Raw genomic sequence first — 17,713 nt, 5'->3', positions numbered from 1 at the left:
TTTATGCAGCTGGATACTTTTTTACATCATCTCCATTTTTCTATCGATGAAATTATGCCGAATCATGAAGTGGACTGGGAAGATGCACCGCTTCCTTATAAATTATACCGAAATGTACCTATCATTCCTCTCTCTTTAGAAATCCCATTATCTTTACCTAACTCTTCTACTACACCTACTTTGAAGGAGATTGGTCATTACCTTTGGTCCTCATTTGGTTTAACACAGTTATGTCAGCTAAATAGCGAAAAAATTTTATTCCGAAGATCTATCCCTTCAGGTGGCGCTTTATATCCAAATGAATTGTATATATATTTAAAGATCGATGATTATCCAGACGGTATTTACCATTACGACGCTGCGCACCACCGACTTATTTTACTTCGCGAAGGAAATTTCGATTCTTACATTACAGAAGCACTTGGCAACCGTTGTAACATACAGTCTTGTTTTGGCGCTGCATTCGTATCCACTATGTTTTGGAAAAACTACTTTAAATACAATAATTTTTCGTATCGACTTCAAGGATTAGATAGTGGTGTTCTCATCGGACAATTACTTGCATGTGCCAAACAATTCGGTTACACAAATGGCGTATACTTTCAGTTTCTAGACCGTGCAATCAATCATTTACTCGGACTGTCAGAAGGCGAAGAAAGTGTGTATGCTGTCGTTCCTTTAAGTACAGAACCGCAAACGAATTGGTTTCACAATGATTACCGTGAAAATAAAAAAGTTACTTCTCATGAGTTGTTACAGCAAATTCCGCCGTTAGCACACGAACATTTCGTTCGCTCAAAACATGTAAATGAATATCCAATGTTAACAAAAATAAATGAAGCTTCTATGATTGAATCGACAGCACACTTCCAAACACTACATCATGAAGAGCACTATCAACATCATGCGCACGCTGTACAGTTGCCGCAAGTAGAACGGTTATCGTATGATTTCTTACAACTTTGTAAAGAACGGTATTCCCCTGATGCTGACTTTACTTTCACGAAATGGGATACAGCCGAGCTCGCTACTTTACTACAAGAAGCGAGTCTCTCCTTCCCTTATTACAACGACCTTGATGGTCAGTATGTAAATGAAAATGCACGGGTCTCATTATATGGATGTTTTTATAACGTAAAAGATATAGAGAACGGTGCTTATTCTTATAACAGTAAAACACATTCCATACAGCCACTTCGATATGGAGACCTTCGTTATCCCCTTCAATCCAGTATGACGATGGATAACGTAAATCTTTTTCAAGTACCGCTTTGCCTACATGTAGTCGGAAAGAAAGATTACTATACAAATGCATTAGGCTATAGAGGATACCGTATTCACCAAATGGAAGCTGGCATACTCGTTCATAAACTCGTTTTCGCCGCAACCGCGATGGGGATGGGCGGGCATCCATTACTAAGTTTTAATACAAATTCATGTGATCAGTTATACGGGATAGATACTGGAAATGAAACGTCTCTCATTCAAATTCCTGTTGGGGCGTATCGAGCGCGGAATTGGTTAAAAGGGGATTTGCGTAATTAGAAGCACGCCGGTGGACGGCGTGCTTTTTTACTAGATTAATTTAAAAATACTCTTAATTTGTCTCGCGAATAACCAATTTTTCGTACCGTAGTTATCATTTAAACTATCTAAATTGATAGATTGTCCGTTAGCAAACTTTAATTCTAACGTTGTATTTTTGTCATTTGTTTTTAAGTTGCTATGTGTAATTGCTTCATACTTTAATTTTTCGATTTCAACATATTCATCTTTTTCTTGTCCAATCACGACATGATCTTGGAAGAAGAACAATACTTCTACTTTCTTACCGAAACAAAATACATTTTTCGTATAAATTAATGTCGCATTATCAAGTCCGACGCATACTTCTTTCATTTCTTCAACAACGTTTCCAAAGTCTTCTTCTTGTCTTGCGTTTGATTCAGCAATCCATTCTTCGATTGTTTTCATGTTAATTGCCATACTGTGCCCCCTGGTTCGATCATTGCTTTATTAAAAAATAAATACTATATGAAAATATAAGCGATAAGTACTATGTTTTCAAGGGCGAACGGTATATTCGAAATAAAGTGAAACTTTAATCAGTGGGGGTTTTCTTCATCCCCCACTGATTATCAGCCTTCACCAATCGGGCTTTTACGAGCAGCCCGCCCCCCACTTAGCTTCTTTGCTTCAGCTGAATTTTGAGGTGGGGGTCTTACTGCCCGTTAATGCAGGATAAAGTTAAATTTCAAATTAATCTACTAGAGGCACCGATTTCATTATATTTTAAACGTTTGAACGAGACATTCTTCATCATCGATTAACTGTGTTTTTTCATCAAATTCGATGTTTAGCTCCCTATATACTTTCTTCCAAAAAGAAACAGCTGGTACATTTTTCACAAGTTCGATAACGAAATATTGTCCTCGTTTCTCTTTTAGTACATTCTCAATAACTTGTTTACCGATTCCTTTTCCCTTGTACTGATTCAATATGAAAATGTCATTAATACAAAAGTCATTTTCTTTTTTCAAAAATGGACGTTCCAGTAGTAATAAAAATCCTACAATATCATTATTACTTTTAATAAAATACGGAGTGATTCCGTCATTTTCCCAAAACATGTACAAATCTTCGTATTCAAAAAATCCATTTGCCCCAATCTTTATATTAGGAGTGAATGTAGAGAGGTCATGAAGATATAGTGCATATAAATTACGTAATATTTCTTTTTCTGATTCTTGAACTGTTTGAAGTGTTACAAACATTTTTAATGATCCCCTTCCCTATATATAACTATTTCCAATTCGCTTCTTTCGCCAAAAATAATGATTCCCCTTTAACGAAAAAAATAGCACTTAAAAAGTGCTATTCTGCTCTCCTTGCCGCTTGCTGAATTGGATCCCAAACGCTGTTATATGGTGGTGCGTAACTTAAGTCGACATCTTCTAAATCGTGAATGCTCATTTTATTGAAAAGTGCCATTGCGATCACATCAATTCGTTTATCTACACCTTCTTCTCCAATTACTTGTCCACCTAATAATTGTTTCGTGTCAGAACGATATAATAATTTCAAGTAAAGTGGTTTCGCATTAGGATAATAGCCCGCCATATTTGTGGAGTCTACTTTGACTGTTTTATACGGAATATGTAGCCCTTTTGCTTCTTTTTCATTTAAACCTGTTCTTGCAAGCGTCAAATCCATAAATTTAATAATACCTGTACCTAACGTACCTTTAAATGCTCTTCGTTTATCAAGCATATTCAGTCCAGCAAGTCGCCCTTGTTTATTGGCAGTCGTTCCGAGCGGGATATGATCATGAATTTCCTTTATAACATGGTAATGTGTTGCGCAATCACCAGCTGCATATACGTCCTGCACATTCGTTTGCATATATGCATTTACTTCGATTGCCCCTTTATAATTTGTACGTATATTTGTTCCTTCAAGAAAATCAGTATTCGGCTTCACTCCAACCGATACTAAAACAAGATCTGCTTTATACGTACCTTTATCCGTTTCAATTTGTTCCACTCTTTCATTTCCTTTAAATGCTTTCACATTTTCATTCGTTAAAATTTCAATATTGTGTTTATCTGCTTCTTTATGTATATATTCAGCCATATCTGCATCATAAATCGTACCGATATGATCATTTCGCTCAATCATTCTTACTTTCTTACCAAGTTCGACGAATGTTTCTGCCATCTCCAGTCCAATCGCACCACCGCCAATAATGGTTACATCTTCAACTTTATTCGTTTCTAGCGTTTTTAATATACGCTCAGCATCTGGAATTGTTTTTAAAAGATGAACGCCTTGCAAATCTCGACCTTCCCACTCTGGCATAACAGGACGTACGCCAGTTGCAATTAATAAACGCTCGTACGGAAATTCAAAAATATCTTTCGTCTTCGTATGCTCTGCGTACACCACTTTCTTTTCCGTATCTACTTTCGTTACTTCATGTCGTACTTTCGCATCAATTCCGTATTTATCACGAAACGTCTTCACATTACGCGCAATTAATTTTTCCGTTGAAGCGATAGCACCACTAATGACATATGGTAACCCACACTGCGCGTACGAATAAATTTCACCTTTTTCTAACGTTACAACAGTTGCATTTTCATCGTTTCTAACAATTTGCATAGCTGCGCTCATACCAGCTGCATCTCCGCCAATAATGACATAGTTCACTTTACCACTCCTTCTTTTCTACATACTCTTTACGTTTTCCATATTTTTCAGAAATAACACCTACTTCCATTGTAAAGAAAGATAATTTCATCTTCAAATTTGGTGCACAAACCTATGCCTGAATAGGTAGCCGTCGTGTCTTATAAATAACATGTTTAATATGCTATAACAGTAACTATCGAAAGTAGGTGAAACATATATGTGTGCCGGCCTTCTCGCTCAAACTCCAGAGGAACCGCAAGAACCGAAACCCGCCGTGTCACTTGACCAAGAATTTTCCATTAACGCAACATTATACAGCGCTCGCGCTTGGTTATCTAATGATGAAACCTTCGCACAAACGATTTGGAAAGGCTCTCACTTCGCTTCAGCATCACACGCTGGCAAGTCTATCTTACCAATCGGTACTGTAAAAATTTTAAACTTATCTGATGATACAATAACAGTTACTGCATCATCAGAATCAGATGATGCCCTCAAAATAGTGGTACCGCCTCATTCTGAAGGTGTGTTAACATCTAGTGCATTATCTGATGTGCAAGCAAGTACATCAGGAGGAGCAAGTAAAGTCACATTCCTCTTTCATATCTTTTTTTCAAGGGATCCTGGTTCAGCTAAAAAACCATAGAAAAGGTACAGCTATGCACTGTACCTTTTTCACATGTTTATTCTCTTGCTTTAATCAGTTCCACATTATAGGATTCAATATTGGTTAACGTTCCTGAAAAATACGGATTTTCTCTATACCAAGACTGTTTTGAAAAGTACGCTTGCATATCTTTCGTTTGAAAAATATTTCCATGTCTTGCGTATATTTCATTTCTAGCAATTTTCAACTGTTCTTTCGATAAATATGTTAATTCTGCACTCGTTAGTTTTCGAATATCACTATCCGGGAAGATGAAACCATTATATACATACCGAGTCGTAGGCGGCGGAGTAACATTGTAAACAACTGTTTTTTCCGCACTTTTCTTTTCGAATGGAAGATTATAAGACGAAAGTGCCGTTACCGTTTCTACCTTTGTCGTTTCCCTTCCACTTTCTCCATTTCGTTCTAAATAAATCGTCGCACTTCCATCAGTTGCTACAGGCCCCCATGTAATTTCTTCTCCTGCCAGCGCTGTAACTGGTTTTTGATTCACATACAATGTTGCACCAGGCACGTTCGTTTGAACCGTAATATATTGTCCTTGCAACGTTAAATCTATCGTTACGTTATTTTGACCTTGTTTCATAAGTACAACCTTTTCTTCACGTGATAGTTTCACATAATCATTTTTATATTCTGCTTGAAACACTTGAGTTCCTGGAAGAAACGGTCCATATTGCTTCTCAAACTTTTTGTCATCTGTTTTATCTATTTCTTTTCCGTTCATTTTTAAAGATGTACCTTTTTCATTTGTAAGCAATGTCGTATAATACGTCTTCGCTTTCAATTTATACCGATCAAATAAAAAGAAATACTTTCCGTCTTTCGTTAACGAAAAGTCTGCTCTTTCGATTCCGTTCCCTTGTTTTTCACCTATCCTCAACTGTTCTTTCAATTCATTCACATAAGATGGATTTTCTTTTATATACGAAAATAGTGGCATTAGACTCTCTCTCGTTACAGTAACTGATGGATCATCTGCCGTGACGATTTCAGCTAACTTCTCCCCGTTCCTCTCTTGTAAAATAGTAATGATCCGATCTACTTGTGCCGCCTGCTTATAATACGATGATCCGTACAAATACAGTCCAACAATCACTACAGCAAGTAATGTTAAAATTGTAATGCCAACCTTTGTACCGCTGCTCATTTTCTTCTTTACTGCAAGACTCTCCCTCTTCCTCCCGCAGCTTTGACAAAATTGCACACCGTCTTCAAGCTGAGTCCCACACTTTGTACATACATTCATCCATTCAACCACCTTTTCTTTAGAGGCCCTTTAATCCCTGTGTAAAGGTTTGAATTATCGTGCTAATGTAAGACCACAGTACAATGAATGTTGCAATTCCAATGAAAATATTTGCGATAAAAAGAGTGTAAACAAGATCTAATCCACCGTTATCTAGTTTTACTGTAGCTACAATTATACTAATTCCCATATATGTTGTAGCCAGCCCTAATAAAATTGGTAAGAAAAAGATTAATAAAAAGCTAAACAGAAAAGAAAGCACTAATATAGCAATTACCGGAGTTGCTATCGTTCCCCATATTCCAAATACTTCAAGAAACGAAAAAGATGATTTCATCATCTTCCCACTGACAACAATAATAAATCCGACAAATAAAGTTAAAATGAGTAAAAATAAAAAGACCGTTACAGAGTCCAAAAAGAATGTAGGGGTAGATATATCTGGTGCAAATGTTTTCGTAACAGCTGCTGCAGCACTCATCATTCTATAAAAAATACATGCCCCTAAAAAACAAATAAGAACAAGACTTACAATTCCATTTCGTACTTCAACCTTGCCACTTTTCATAATAGCTGTCGGTGCTTGTAATGCGTGTTTAAAAAATTGAAAGTAGCCACTTGCAAACCGCTTCGCTTGCTCTACCGTTTCATTTGATCGAGTTTCCTTTGCTGGTGCTACGCGTGCTTGTTGCTCACCTTCCTCCTGTGCACCACTCGCTACGGCTTCCTCCGTCAACGAATGTCCACAATTCCCGCAAAATTTTGCCTCTGCTGTATTTTCCGTATGACACGCCGGACATTTCATTATCGCATTCCCCCCCCTTAAGCAGATACCATATAGGGTGTTACAAATTCAATATATGACTTTGTACATAAAACATGACTACAAGAAAAAGATTATGAAATCCTTCTTTCAAATGAAAATATATGTGCTAGCAATCTTGAAAAATAATGCTATTATAAAACAGAACAAATAACATTTTTAACAGATTGGATGACTGGTAATGGAATTGGTAAACTCAATTTTTCAAATACTCCTTACAAGCGTAATCCAATTATTTTCTTTAATTGGCGTTATCATTGTAATTGGATTTCTATTAGGTTATTTAGAATCTCTCACACGCATGTATTGGTCGAGAGCTTTCGGAAGAAAAGGATTCCTTTTAACGGCGTGGATTGGTGTTCCTATTCATGAACTTGGACATGCCATTATGTGTGTACTATTTCGTCATAAAATTGTAGCAACGCAGTTTTTCCCAACAGATACAAGCCAAGGTGCTTTAGGCTACGTACAACATCAATACAATCAAAAAAGTGTATATCAACGAATTGGGAACTTCTTCATTGGAATCGGTCCTATTATTTCTGGTATTACTGCGTTAATCCTTTTAATGCGCTATTTCGTACCAAATTCATATTTCTTATTTAATACAACTCTCGAAAAAACAATCGCTTCTACTTCTATTAATGTAGAAATGGTTCAAAACATGCTCTTGTCGACGTTTGTATTATTGAAAAGCTTATTTACACTGAATAATTTATTGAATCCTTCTTTTTGGCTATTTTTATTTATCGCCATTTGTATTTCTGCACATATCGCTTTAAGTAAACCAGATATTAAAGGATCAATAGACGGTGTTATCGTCATGTTTATCCTATTATTTTTATTCAATATAATAGCAGGACTATTTCAGTACGACAGTAACCAGCTAATCGGCAAAGTGATGAAGTATAATATGTACCTCATCGCATTTTCTAGTGTGGCACTACTATTTTCTTGTATTTCTACACTTGTTAGTTTTGGGTTTTATAAAATAAGAGGAGGGCGTTCGTTTTGAACGCCCTCCTCTCATCATTTATTTCCCTTATAATCACAATGCTCAACCGGAACACGAGCATGTCCTTCTTCATCTGTACACCATGACTGCGACTGGAAGGCAAGAAAGATACCAATCCATTCTTCTTCCTTTTCAAAGTGAATGAGTATTCCCCCGTCTTGCCATATACCATTATCACCTTTCCATTTCTCTACATTCCCTTGATTCATGTGAATATCGTGTATCCCGTTTCCTGGTTTGAAATGAAAATAGGAATCTGGTGTATTTTCTTCTGGTCCCCATCTTTCACCGAACGCATAAATAGTTGCCTTTTCTTCTATCGCTCGTTTTATATAACGTTCTATTTTTTCGTTTAAATCATTATCTGTTCCTGCTTTTTCGGGAGGTAAAGGAATCATTTGTTTTGAGTCAAATAGATTTCCTCTTACATAATCTAAAGCCACTTTCGGCTCATTATTTTTTACTTCCGTAAAACCAAATGGTAATGTCGGTAAAATATGAATCGCCTCTGACCTAATATTGTTACTCGCAAAATATAACACCTCTGACGGATAACTTTGCGATTTCACGTTAATTGCAATACGATAATCTACTCCTGCTTCGCCTTGTAAATGAACTTGATAATGAGGTGTTTTCCCTTTTCCAATCTTTGATTGTATAACTGTACCTTTTAACACGCCGTAGTTTTTTAGGGGCATACATTTCATCTCCTATTCATTTAGTAGAAGCTTTTCATACTTAAGGCATTATCCATATAAAAAGAAAATCCTCCTTTCTCAGGAGGATTTCTTATTTTCTCAACAGATACCAAAAAATAACCTCTACCACCACAAGCAACACCGCACCAAAAATCATTAACGTCGTCTTCTTTAATAGTTCATTTTCACGATACGGTATATTACATAAATAAGCACCTAACGTAATCCGTGACGGGCAAGCGATTGTCGCTACTGATGATGCGGTGTTTTGAAGTGTTGTGACGTATTGCCACGGAAGTGCTACGTTTTGCGCAGTTTGCATTTGTAGTTTTATGAACATCGCATTTGATCCTGCGTTACTACCTGTTAAAAAGCCACCGATTCCGCCGATAAACGGAGCAACGAACACGAAAAACGTTCCAAATGTGTCACCAGCTGTTTTTGCCAGTAATGAATGCATGCCAGATGCACCCATTAGTTCTGAAATGGCGATAAACATCGTCGTCGTAATCGCAAAAGGAATCCATTGTTTTATCGTTTGCGAGAGTGATTGTTTCATAATATGAGATGGAATGCGGAAGAAAATAATAGTAAATAGGCAAGTCATACCGAGCCAAAATCCTGGTGAATATAGTAGCTCCAGTTTATAAGAGTATGATTTTAAATCAAGGACTGCATATGATCTGAATACATCATGTAATGCTGGTACGAGGCGAGAAAGTAAAATACAAACTGTTAGGAATATATAAGGGCTAATAATTTTTATAATAGATACTTCTCTCTCCGTTGCCGCAGCATGTTCTGTTATAAGATTTTGTTCATTTTTCCCTTTTAATTTAATGATAAGAAAGCCAAATGCAATTGTAACGATGGAACTCAATATACCTGCTAGTTCAACACTTACGTATGCGTTAGAAAGATAAATTCCGAGAGAAAATAATAGAAAGAAACCGAATCCTTCTTTCCACTTTTCAATAACAGCCTGCCAACCACCAACAACGTGTAAAGAAAGGATGACGAAATAAGCAAACATCGGAATGCTTAGTAGTGCCGTATTCGTGCCAAGTGTTGTAAGCGGCATATTTATAAGCTGCGAACCGATAATCGTACCAGTTGCCATTGCGCCCCATGAACTAGCTAGTAAACCAATAAATGAAAGTAGTACAGCTTGAAACGGTTTATAGCCTAATGATAGAAAGATAGGTGCTGCAACCATGAAGCCAATTCCGAATCCACTTACTGATTCGATTAGCGGACAAATACCAAAACACATAAGGAGCATTTGTAATAAACGATCGCGCGTCACTTCTTCTAGAAAACGTGCTACTTGATCGATGTACCCCATTTTATTCATGAGGTGAAATAAAAAAATACCGAAAAACAACACGTACCCGACAATAAAACAAATTAACCAACCTTTAATCGTTGCATGCACAGTTTCACTTATCCCTAGTTGAAACGTTGGCGAGAGTAAAACGATTCCAACAGACACAACGTAAGCAATTAAAGAGGACCTTAATGACGTTTGTTTAAATAAAAATAAACAAATGAAAATCATCATAATTGGGATAAGTGCCAACAATATGGCCATGTTATCATCTCTTTTCATTAAAAATACAATTTTTAACTATTATATAACAGATGTCATAATTTTCAATTGTTTTTACTACAGATTCAAAAAAGGAGCCATTTAGCTCCTTTTTTGAATCACTCCCATTTTCTTTTATCCTGAAAAACGCTCTGCTGTCCAACTATTTTGTCTAATACAACAAACACAATATAAGCACATATTACTTGCAATACAACATTTCCAAATTTCATTAATTCAAATGAGTGGATCCAGCGAAATAATTCGTTTAATAATACAATCGAAACGATACTAAATAGTTCTATACTAATCGAAAATATACATATTTCTAAAATAGATTGCTCTTGAATGCGATTTAAGTTGGAAAAGATGAATACATATCCTAAAAATAGAGCCATCACCTCTATTTTCGTCATGCTAATAAGCCAAGCGTATAATGGTACAGTTAGAAGAAGATATAGTAGTTTCCGTCTTAGCATGCTTTCTCACCCTCTAAGTTATATGTATTTTCTGTATATTTTAACATTTATTACGTAAAACAAAAAGAAGAGACTTATGCCTCTTCTTTTTGTTTTGTTGCCTGTATTAATTCACATATTTCTTCTCGCTTTTCATTTTCTAACAGCTCGATGACTTTACTTCCAACGACTACTCCATCACATATTGTAATCATTTCTTCTACATGTTCCTTCGTTGAAATACCGAACCCTGCTACTACCGGTAAATGTGTATGTGATTTTACTTTTTCTAAGTAACTATGAATCTCACCTTTAAAGTTTTGACGTATTCCTGTTACGCCCGCTACTGTAACAGCGTAAACGAACCCTTCTGATTCACTCGTAATTTTTTCAATTCGCTCAATTGGGCTCGTTACTGTAACGAGTGGAATTAGCGCAATGTTTGCCTCTCGAAGTAACGGGGCAATAATATTTTGTTCTTCATACGGTAAATCCGGAACGATCATACCGTCTACACCTGCTTCTATACAGTTTTCGATGAATCGTTCTTTTCCGAATGCGAGTACTGGATTTAAATATGTCATGAGTACAAACGGAATTTGTACTTTTTTCCTTACCTCTATTAATGCTTGAAAAATACCTTTTAATGTTACACCGCTATCTAGCGCTCGTTTCCCTGCTCTTTGAATCGTTGGACCGTCTGCGACTGGATCTGAAAACGGAATACCGATTTCAACGATACTTGCTCCTGCTTCGTCTAGAAAACAAATTCTTTCTTTTAATTTTTCAAGGCCACCATCTCCGCCCATTACGTACGGAATAAATGCTTTCTTACCATTTTCAAACGCTGCTTTAATTTTTTCTACTCCCATTTTTTACACCTCTTCCATATAACGTTTTATACTCTCTACATCTTTATCCCCGCGGCCAGATAAACAAATGACAAGTCCTTCGTCTTTCTTCATTTGCGGTGCTAATTTTAATGCGTATGCGATAGCATGTGAGCTTTCTAACGCCGGAATAATCCCTTCTTTTTTCGTTAATAATTGAAATGCTTCTAACGCTTCTGCGTCTGTTATCGAATGATAAGAAACGCGGCCAATATCTTTTAGCAAGCTATGTTCTGGCCCAACACCTGGATAATCAAGCCCCGCTGAAATAGAATGCGCTTCTTGAATTTGTCCTTCTTCATTTTGCAGAAGGTACATCATCGATCCGTGTAAAACACCAACGCTTCCTTTCGTTAAAGTAGCTGCGTGCTTTTCTGTATGAACACCTTTCCCAGCTGCTTCTACGCCGTAAAGAGCGACTTCTTCATCGTGTACGAACGGATAAAACATGCCCATCGCATTACTACCACCACCAATACATGCAACGACTGCCTCTGGTACTTTCCCTTCTAACGCTTCATATTGTTTTTTCGTTTCTTTCCCAATTACACTTTGGAAATCACGGACAATTTGCGGGAATGGATGCGGTCCGAGAACAGATCCCATAATGTAGTGCGTATCATGCACGTGTGAAACCCAGTAACGAAGCGCCTCGTTCACCGCATCTTTTAATGTGCCGCTACCTGCTGCTACACTTTCTACTTTCGCTCCGAGTAATTCCATTCGGAACACATTTAATTTTTGACGTCTCACATCTTCTTCTCCCATAAAGATGACGCATTCTAATCCGAGTAGGGCACATACAGTAGCTGTTGCAACTCCGTGTTGTCCTGCTCCTGTTTCAGCGACAACTTTTTTCTTGCCCATTCGTACTGCCAGTAGTGCCTGACCGATTGTATTGTTAATTTTATGAGCTCCTGTATGGTTCAAATCTTCACGTTTTAAATAAATCTTTGCACCCCCGCAATACTTCGTCATATTTTCAGCGAAATAAAGCGGTGTTTCTCTTCCGACGTACGTTTTTAAATAATGATTTAATTCCTTTTGAAACCCTACATCTTGCATCGCTTCTTTATATGCTTCTTCTAGCTCTAATACAGATTGCATTAACGTTTCTGGAACGTATCGTCCTCCGTATATACCGTAGTGACCTTTTTCATCTGGATATGCGTAATTCATTTGGAACACTCCTTCGCTTTTTTTATGAATTGTTTTATTTTCTCTACATCTTTCTTTCCTTCTGTCTCCACTCCGCTACTTACATCGACCATGTATGGCTGAATCGTTCGAATCGCTTCTTCTATATTAAGAGCGTTTAATCCACCAGCTAATATCGTTTTCTCTCGTAACTCTTTTGGCATATGCGCGAGTAACTCCCATGAAAATGTCTTTCCATTTCCTCCGTGAAACTTTTCCTTCGGGCTATCAAACAATATATAATCCGTTTCATATGCTTGAGCATTTTTCAAATCATTCTCTGAAGTTACTCCAAGTGATTTTATAGACGGAATATTCAATCTTTTGATTTGGTGATTATCTTCATCTCCATGTAGCTGCACATGCGTTAACCCGCATTCATCTGCAATTTTCTGGATTACCTCTACTGATTCATTTACGAAAACACCGATCTTTAACACGTTTGCTGGAAGTTCCTGAATGATTTCTTTCGCTAACCCTGGAGTAATTTTTCGCTTACTTTCTGCAAAAACAAATCCGAGTGCATCAGCTCCATATTCACAAGCACGTTTTGCCGTTTCGATATTCGTGATGCCACAAATTTTCACTTTCATATGTTCACCTTACAATCTTCAAAAAAGGTATGAATAGAAGATGATGTCATAAGTGCTTCTCCAACTAATACACCTTTTGCTCCAGCTCGTTTGACGCGAATAATATCTTCCTTTGAATGAATCCCGCTTTCACTAATCCAAAGTAACTTCTCCTCGTTTAATCGTTTTCCAAGCTTTTCTGTTTGGTTTAAATCGACTTCGAATGTTTTTAAATTACGGTTGTTAATACCGATAACGTGCGGATTTAATTGGATCGCAATTTCTAATTCCTGTTCATCATGAACTTCAACAATTGCTTCTAATCCTTTTTCTAGTACGTAGCTATACAACTCTTTTAACTTCTCTTTCGTTAACGCGGCTACAATTAATAAAATAATATCTGCGCCAGCTTCATACGCTCTATCAATTTGAATCGTATCGATTATGAAATCTTTGCATAAAAGCGGAATGTTACTTTCTGCTCTTGCCGTTTGTAAATCATGAAACGATCCTTTAAAAAATTGACCGTCTGTTAAAACAGAAACTGCTCCTGCGCCGCATTCTTCATATATTTTCACTTGTTTTCGTACATCAACGTGTAAATTAATATCTCCTTTTGATGGTGATGCTCGCTTTACTTCTGCAATGACAGTAAACTGCTGTAATGCTTCTACAAGTGAAAGTGTCTTTCTACTTTCTTTTAATGGTGTATACGTTTCATATAATGCCGCAACTTCCTTTTTCTTTTGGTCTACAATTTTATCTAAAATCGTCCCCACGTTAATTCACCCTTTCTAATTTTTCATTACTTGCTGCAATTAATAAGTTTAGTTTGGCTAATGCTTTTCCAGAGTCAATACTATGTGCCGCGAGTGTAATTCCTTCTTCAATCGTTTCTACTTTTCCATTTGCGAAAAGAGCTAGACCTGCATTGAATAAAACAGTATCGCGGTAAACACTCTTTTCTCCGCCTAATACCCCGAGCGTAATCTTTGCATTTCCTTTAGAATCTCCGCCTCTAATCTCTTCGTTTTTCACTATTGAGAAACCATATTTCTCAGGTTCAATACTCGTTTCTACTATTTCATTATCTTTTAAAATGACAACATGATTTTCTCCTTGCAATGATGCTTCATCTAAAAATCCACTTCCGTTTACGACAAGCGCTTGTTTTCTGCCTAGTTTCTGTAATACTTGCGCAACTGGTAGTAACATATCTCGTTTATAAATGCCGACAAATTGTGTTTCTAAATTTACCGGATTTGTTAAAGGACCAATTAAGTTAAAAATCGTCGGCACATTCAATTCTTTTCTTATTTTCATAATGCGTCTTAATGCTGGATGCATCGCTGGTGCAAATAAAAATGCGATGCCGACATGCTCTAATAAATGATCAATTTCGTTTGGCGTACTGCTAATATTTACACCGAGTTCTTCTAATAAATCTGCACTTCCTGTTTTACTAGAAACAGCTCGATTACCATGTTTTGCAACCTTTACGCCAGCTCCTGCCAGTACAAATGCCGATGTTGTACTAATATTAAACGTTTGGGCACCGTCACCACCCGTCCCACAATTGTCCATCGCTCCTTGTATATGGTTCGAAAACGGTAATGCCTTTTCACGAAGAGCTCGAACAAGGCCATATATTTCTTCTGCTGTTTCACCTTTCGCTTTCAGTAATACTAAGAAAGCTGCAATTTCACTCTCCAATATGTTTTCATTTAATAAAAGAAGCCCTGCTCTATACATCTCCTCTTCTGTTAAATGTTGTCCCTCCACTAATTTACGAAGATAGTTATTCATACTCTTTCCTCCTCCTTCACTTCTGTTAAAAAGGCACGTATTAACTTTCCACCTTCTTCTGTCGCGATTGATTCCGGATGAAACTGTAATCCGAATAGTGGATAATAATTGTGACGAACTGCCATAATTTCTCCATCGTCCATCGCTGTCGCTAGTATGTCAAAACACTCTGGCAAGCTCGTTTGCGCTGCAACAAGGGAATGGTAGCGCATCGCCGTTAATGGCTGTGTTACATATGAAAAGATTGAAGTTCCATTATGTTTTACACGTGATGTTTTACCGTGTTTAATGCGTCCTGCTCTTACAATGTCTCCTCCAAATGCTGATATAATTGCTTGATGACCAAGGCAAATACCTAATATGGGAACGTTCTTATAAAAATGACGAATCACTTCGATACAAATGCCAGCATCCTCTGGTTTTCCTGGTCCTGGTGATAGCACAATTCCTGTTGGATTCATCCCTTCTAACTGTTCTATCGTTATTTGATCATTTCTTACGACAACAATTTCTTCCTCGCATTCACCTAACAGTTGATACAAGTTATATGTGAATGAATCGTAATTATCAATTAGTACAATCATTTCATTACCTCCAATAGTGCTCTCGCTTTATTTAACGTTTCTTCATATTCAGCTACTGGGTCTGAATCATAAACAATTCCCGCTCCTGCCTGAACGTATGCTTTTTCATCCTTTACAACCATTGTTCGAATGGCGAGCGCCATATCAAGGTTCCCTGAAAAACTAACGTATCCAACTGCACCTGCGTATACATTTCTTTTTTCATTCTCTAGCTCATTTATAATTTCCATCGCTCTAATTTTCGGAGCTCCCGACACTGTTCCTGCTGGTAGGCAATACGCTAATGCATCAAATCCACCCATCCGTTTTCGCAATGTTCCGTAAACTTCAGATACAATGTGCATAACGTGAGAGTATTTTTCTACTTTCATATATTTATCTATCGTCACGGATCCAATTTCACTTACTCTGCCAATATCATTTCGCCCAAGATCTACAAGCATCATATGCTCCGCTCGTTCTTTCTCATTTTCTAACAGTTCTTTTTCAATTTCCGCATCTTGCTCCTTCGTTTTCCCTCTCGGCCTCGTACCCGCAATTGGATTCGTCATCACCTTATCTTCTCTAACTGATAACAAGCTTTCCGGCGAAGAACCGAGTACAACATAATCTTGAAAATCGATATAGAACATATATGGTGACGGATTGGCAATTCGAAGTTTTCGGTATAACGCGAATGGATCCCCAATACATTCACTTTGCAAACGCTGAGATAATACGACTTGGAATATGTCCCCCGCTCTTATATGTTCTTTCGCCGTTTCTACCATCGCGCAAAATTCTTTTTCTGTTATAGAAGAAGTGAATGATAATGTTGATTTTATTTCAGTTACTTCCGCTTCTTCTCCCCTCAGCACTTCCTCTTTGTATACTTGCAATCTTTCATATACTTCTTCATAATCTGCTGAATCATCTTCCCTGCATACATATACAAATGATAATTTTTGACGTAAATGGTCATACACGATAAACTCACGATATAGTAAAAGGTGTACTTCTGGAATATTTAGTGGATCGTGTAAATCTGCTCCAATGTTTTCATATTGCCGAATGACGTCATAGCCAATATAACCAACTGCTCCTCCGCAAAATGGGAATGGACTGTCTACTTGAGCTGACGCGATTTCTTCTTCTAACACTTGTAGTACGTTACCTTGCAACTCTTCTGCCCGGCCGTAAATCGTTCGTTCTACTTCCGTACCAACACTTTTCACTTCACCATATGGATTACATCCTAAGTAAGAATAGCGTCCTTTATCTTGATGAAGCTGCGAACTTTCTAATAAAAACTTTTTCTTTCCCTTCATACGTCTATATAAAGAAATTGGCGTAATGCTATCTCCTTCTTCTTCAGCGATTACTAAAAATGCTCTTCCCTGTTCTTTTTGCTTCATAAATTCCTCTTTTGTCATCATGCCTTTCACCTCAATCTGAAAAATAAAAAAGTCCCCTACATATCGAAAATATGTAGAGGACGATAAATTTACCGTGGTACCACCTCATGTTGGACGCAAAAGCATCCCGCTTTATTCAGGTACAAAATATATACCTTATCCTTGTAACGGCGGAACCCGGGTTGCCTACTGAAAATAATTGTTCAGCATACCTCTCGTAAGCCCATTCCGTATATGGCACCGCACCGGGCTCCCACCTATCCCCGGTTCTCTGTAACGTCTCCAATATACGTACTCTTCTTACTTCAACGATTTCATTTATTTAATTTTTTGTACACAAAAAGGGAGTACTCATCCTATAGAAAGGACGGGTACTCCCGTGGTGCCACCTTAATTCGTTACGAATGTAACGCACTTTACCGTATCAAAAACAATACGTGTCTCTTGTATCGATGAGATCATGTCGCCAAAGCCTACTTCTTTCGTTTCGGTTTGGAAGCTCCGAAGCCCATTCCACATCAATTCCATACTGATTCGCACCAACCATCAGCTCTCTGACATGTTCATCATGTGTACTC

General features: G+C 37.4%; 18 protein-coding genes and 2 other annotated features (1 of these 20 running past the window's edge). Of the genes, 3 read left to right on the top strand and 15 right to left on the bottom strand.

Annotation, left to right across the window (positions count from 1 at the left end):
• Positions 1–3: 3 nt before the first annotated feature.
• Positions 4–1,545 (top strand): SagB family peptide dehydrogenase, encoded by a 1,542-nt coding sequence (locus GFJ36_RS05720; RefSeq protein ID WP_097890419.1) that lies wholly within the window; start codon positions 4–6, stop codon positions 1,543–1,545.
• Positions 1,546–1,575: 30 nt separating this feature from the next.
• Here GFJ36_RS05720 and GFJ36_RS05715 read toward each other — a convergent pair whose 3' ends face one another.
• The 3 genes from GFJ36_RS05715 to GFJ36_RS05705 all read right to left on the bottom strand — a co-directional run bounded on the left by GFJ36_RS05715 (position 1,576) and on the right by GFJ36_RS05705 (position 4,209).
• Positions 1,576–1,986, bottom strand: a complete 411-nt coding sequence (locus GFJ36_RS05715; protein ID WP_000996802.1) for a DUF3908 family protein — start codon at positions 1,984–1,986, stop codon at positions 1,576–1,578.
• A 299-nt stretch (positions 1,987–2,285) separates the two neighbouring features.
• Entirely contained in the window at positions 2,286–2,774 is a 489-nt protein-coding gene (locus tag GFJ36_RS05710; protein ID WP_087984769.1) for a GNAT family N-acetyltransferase, read from the bottom strand.
• 100 nt (positions 2,775–2,874) lie between these two features.
• Positions 2,875–4,209, bottom strand: coding sequence for an FAD-dependent oxidoreductase (locus GFJ36_RS05705; protein ID WP_098230409.1), 1,335 nt, complete (start codon positions 4,207–4,209; stop codon positions 2,875–2,877).
• 199 nt (positions 4,210–4,408) lie between these two features.
• On the opposite strand from GFJ36_RS05705, the gene GFJ36_RS05700 reads away from it, so the two are divergent.
• The gene (locus GFJ36_RS05700; protein WP_088062526.1) at positions 4,409–4,837 is read left to right on the top strand and encodes a hypothetical protein; all 429 of its coding nucleotides are present in this window, start codon (positions 4,409–4,411) and stop codon (positions 4,835–4,837) included.
• A 37-nt stretch (positions 4,838–4,874) separates the two neighbouring features.
• On the opposite strand, the gene GFJ36_RS05695 is transcribed toward GFJ36_RS05700, so the two are convergent.
• Positions 4,875–6,110: a TcaA 3rd/4th domain-containing protein gene (locus GFJ36_RS05695; RefSeq protein ID WP_097890423.1), complete on the bottom strand. Its 1,236-nt coding sequence runs from the start codon at positions 6,108–6,110 to the stop codon at positions 4,875–4,877.
• Positions 6,111–6,129: 19 nt separating this feature from the next.
• The gene (locus GFJ36_RS05690) at positions 6,130–6,915 is read right to left on the bottom strand and encodes a zinc ribbon domain-containing protein (RefSeq protein WP_098230408.1); all 786 of its coding nucleotides are present in this window, start codon (positions 6,913–6,915) and stop codon (positions 6,130–6,132) included.
• A 199-nt stretch (positions 6,916–7,114) separates the two neighbouring features.
• Here GFJ36_RS05690 and GFJ36_RS05685 point away from each other — a divergent pair, with 199 nt between their 5' ends.
• Complete coding sequence (locus GFJ36_RS05685; RefSeq protein WP_098146802.1) at positions 7,115–7,948, top strand: hypothetical protein; 834 nt, start codon at positions 7,115–7,117, stop codon at positions 7,946–7,948.
• Between the two features lie 14 nt (positions 7,949–7,962).
• Here the strand turns inward: GFJ36_RS05685 and GFJ36_RS05680 are convergent, their stop codons facing one another.
• From GFJ36_RS05680 to trpE, 10 genes are all read right to left on the bottom strand, one after another.
• Complete coding sequence (locus tag GFJ36_RS05680) at positions 7,963–8,646, bottom strand: DUF2278 family protein (protein ID WP_097907859.1); 684 nt, start codon at positions 8,644–8,646, stop codon at positions 7,963–7,965.
• Positions 8,647–8,737: 91 nt separating this feature from the next.
• Entirely contained in the window at positions 8,738–10,237 is a 1,500-nt protein-coding gene (locus GFJ36_RS05675; RefSeq protein WP_098230407.1) for an L-lactate permease, read from the bottom strand.
• 116 nt (positions 10,238–10,353) lie between these two features.
• Positions 10,354–10,713, bottom strand: coding sequence for a DUF4029 domain-containing protein (locus GFJ36_RS05670; RefSeq protein ID WP_087984759.1), 360 nt, complete (start codon positions 10,711–10,713; stop codon positions 10,354–10,356).
• Between the two features lie 74 nt (positions 10,714–10,787).
• Positions 10,788–11,564 carry a tryptophan synthase subunit alpha gene (gene trpA, locus GFJ36_RS05665; protein ID WP_087984758.1) on the bottom strand — a complete coding sequence of 259 codons (777 nt, stop codon included), beginning with the start codon at positions 11,562–11,564 and terminating at the stop codon, positions 10,788–10,790.
• A 3-nt stretch (positions 11,565–11,567) separates the two neighbouring features.
• Positions 11,568–12,761, bottom strand: coding sequence for a tryptophan synthase subunit beta (trpB, locus tag GFJ36_RS05660; RefSeq protein ID WP_087984757.1), 1,194 nt, complete (start codon positions 12,759–12,761; stop codon positions 11,568–11,570).
• Positions 12,758–13,372: a phosphoribosylanthranilate isomerase gene (locus GFJ36_RS05655; protein ID WP_087984756.1), complete on the bottom strand. Its 615-nt coding sequence runs from the start codon at positions 13,370–13,372 to the stop codon at positions 12,758–12,760. Before GFJ36_RS05655 ends, trpB begins: the two co-directional genes overlap by 4 nt.
• On the bottom strand, positions 13,369–14,130 hold the full coding sequence (gene trpC / locus GFJ36_RS05650) for an indole-3-glycerol phosphate synthase TrpC (protein ID WP_097907856.1): 762 nt from the start codon (positions 14,128–14,130) through the stop codon (positions 13,369–13,371). Before trpC ends, GFJ36_RS05655 begins: the two co-directional genes overlap by 4 nt.
• Before the next feature lies 1 nt (position 14,131).
• Positions 14,132–15,157, bottom strand: coding sequence for an anthranilate phosphoribosyltransferase (gene trpD / locus GFJ36_RS05645; protein ID WP_087984754.1), 1,026 nt, complete (start codon positions 15,155–15,157; stop codon positions 14,132–14,134).
• The gene (locus tag GFJ36_RS05640; protein ID WP_000636313.1) at positions 15,154–15,741 is read right to left on the bottom strand and encodes an aminodeoxychorismate/anthranilate synthase component II; all 588 of its coding nucleotides are present in this window, start codon (positions 15,739–15,741) and stop codon (positions 15,154–15,156) included. Before GFJ36_RS05640 ends, trpD begins: the two co-directional genes overlap by 4 nt.
• On the bottom strand, positions 15,738–17,156 hold the full coding sequence (gene trpE, locus GFJ36_RS05635) for an anthranilate synthase component I (RefSeq protein ID WP_137035691.1): 1,419 nt from the start codon (positions 17,154–17,156) through the stop codon (positions 15,738–15,740). Before trpE ends, GFJ36_RS05640 begins: the two co-directional genes overlap by 4 nt.
• Positions 17,157–17,208: 52 nt before the next feature.
• Positions 17,209–17,453, bottom strand: a binding site (T-box leader).
• A 42-nt stretch (positions 17,454–17,495) separates the two neighbouring features.
• Positions 17,496–17,713: a binding site (T-box leader), on the bottom strand (it continues 20 nt past the right edge of the window).

It is taken from the genome of Bacillus sp. EE-W1 (assembly GCF_009760835.1).
GTDB lineage: Bacteria > Bacillota > Bacilli > Bacillales > Bacillaceae_G > Bacillus_A > Bacillus_A wiedmannii.
The sequence above is the reverse complement of the archived record's forward strand: the minus strand, read 5'-3'. Positions and strand labels throughout refer to the sequence as shown.

What these genes read in the sequence shown, in the direction of transcription:
- GFJ36_RS05700 (WP_088062526.1), top strand. Translation starts at nt 4,409, where the DNA reads ATGTGTGCCGGCCTTCTCGCTCAAACTCCAGAGGAACCGCAAGAACCG.
- GFJ36_RS05670 (WP_087984759.1), bottom strand. Translation starts at nt 10,713, where the DNA reads ATGCTAAGACGGAAACTACTATATCTTCTTCTAACTGTACCATTATAC.
- trpB (WP_087984757.1), bottom strand. Translation starts at nt 12,761, where the DNA reads ATGAATTACGCATATCCAGATGAAAAAGGTCACTACGGTATATACGGA.
- trpE (WP_137035691.1), bottom strand. Translation starts at nt 17,156, where the DNA reads ATGATGACAAAAGAGGAATTTATGAAGCAAAAAGAACAGGGAAGAGCA.
- GFJ36_RS05640 (WP_000636313.1), bottom strand. Translation starts at nt 15,741, where the DNA reads ATGATTGTACTAATTGATAATTACGATTCATTCACATATAACTTGTAT.
- GFJ36_RS05715 (WP_000996802.1), bottom strand. Translation starts at nt 1,986, where the DNA reads ATGGCAATTAACATGAAAACAATCGAAGAATGGATTGCTGAATCAAAC.
- GFJ36_RS05710 (WP_087984769.1), bottom strand. Translation starts at nt 2,774, where the DNA reads ATGTTTGTAACACTTCAAACAGTTCAAGAATCAGAAAAAGAAATATTA.
- trpD (WP_087984754.1), bottom strand. Translation starts at nt 15,157, where the DNA reads ATGAATAACTATCTTCGTAAATTAGTGGAGGGACAACATTTAACAGAA.
- GFJ36_RS05675 (WP_098230407.1), bottom strand. Translation starts at nt 10,237, where the DNA reads ATGGCCATATTGTTGGCACTTATCCCAATTATGATGATTTTCATTTGT.
- GFJ36_RS05695 (WP_097890423.1), bottom strand. Translation starts at nt 6,110, where the DNA reads ATGAATGTATGTACAAAGTGTGGGACTCAGCTTGAAGACGGTGTGCAA.
- GFJ36_RS05685 (WP_098146802.1), top strand. Translation starts at nt 7,115, where the DNA reads ATGGAATTGGTAAACTCAATTTTTCAAATACTCCTTACAAGCGTAATC.
- GFJ36_RS05655 (WP_087984756.1), bottom strand. Translation starts at nt 13,372, where the DNA reads ATGAAAGTGAAAATTTGTGGCATCACGAATATCGAAACGGCAAAACGT.
- GFJ36_RS05690 (WP_098230408.1), bottom strand. Translation starts at nt 6,915, where the DNA reads ATGAAATGTCCGGCGTGTCATACGGAAAATACAGCAGAGGCAAAATTT.
- trpA (WP_087984758.1), bottom strand. Translation starts at nt 11,564, where the DNA reads ATGGGAGTAGAAAAAATTAAAGCAGCGTTTGAAAATGGTAAGAAAGCA.
- GFJ36_RS05720 (WP_097890419.1), top strand. Translation starts at nt 4, where the DNA reads ATGCAGCTGGATACTTTTTTACATCATCTCCATTTTTCTATCGATGAA.
- GFJ36_RS05680 (WP_097907859.1), bottom strand. Translation starts at nt 8,646, where the DNA reads ATGCCCCTAAAAAACTACGGCGTGTTAAAAGGTACAGTTATACAATCA.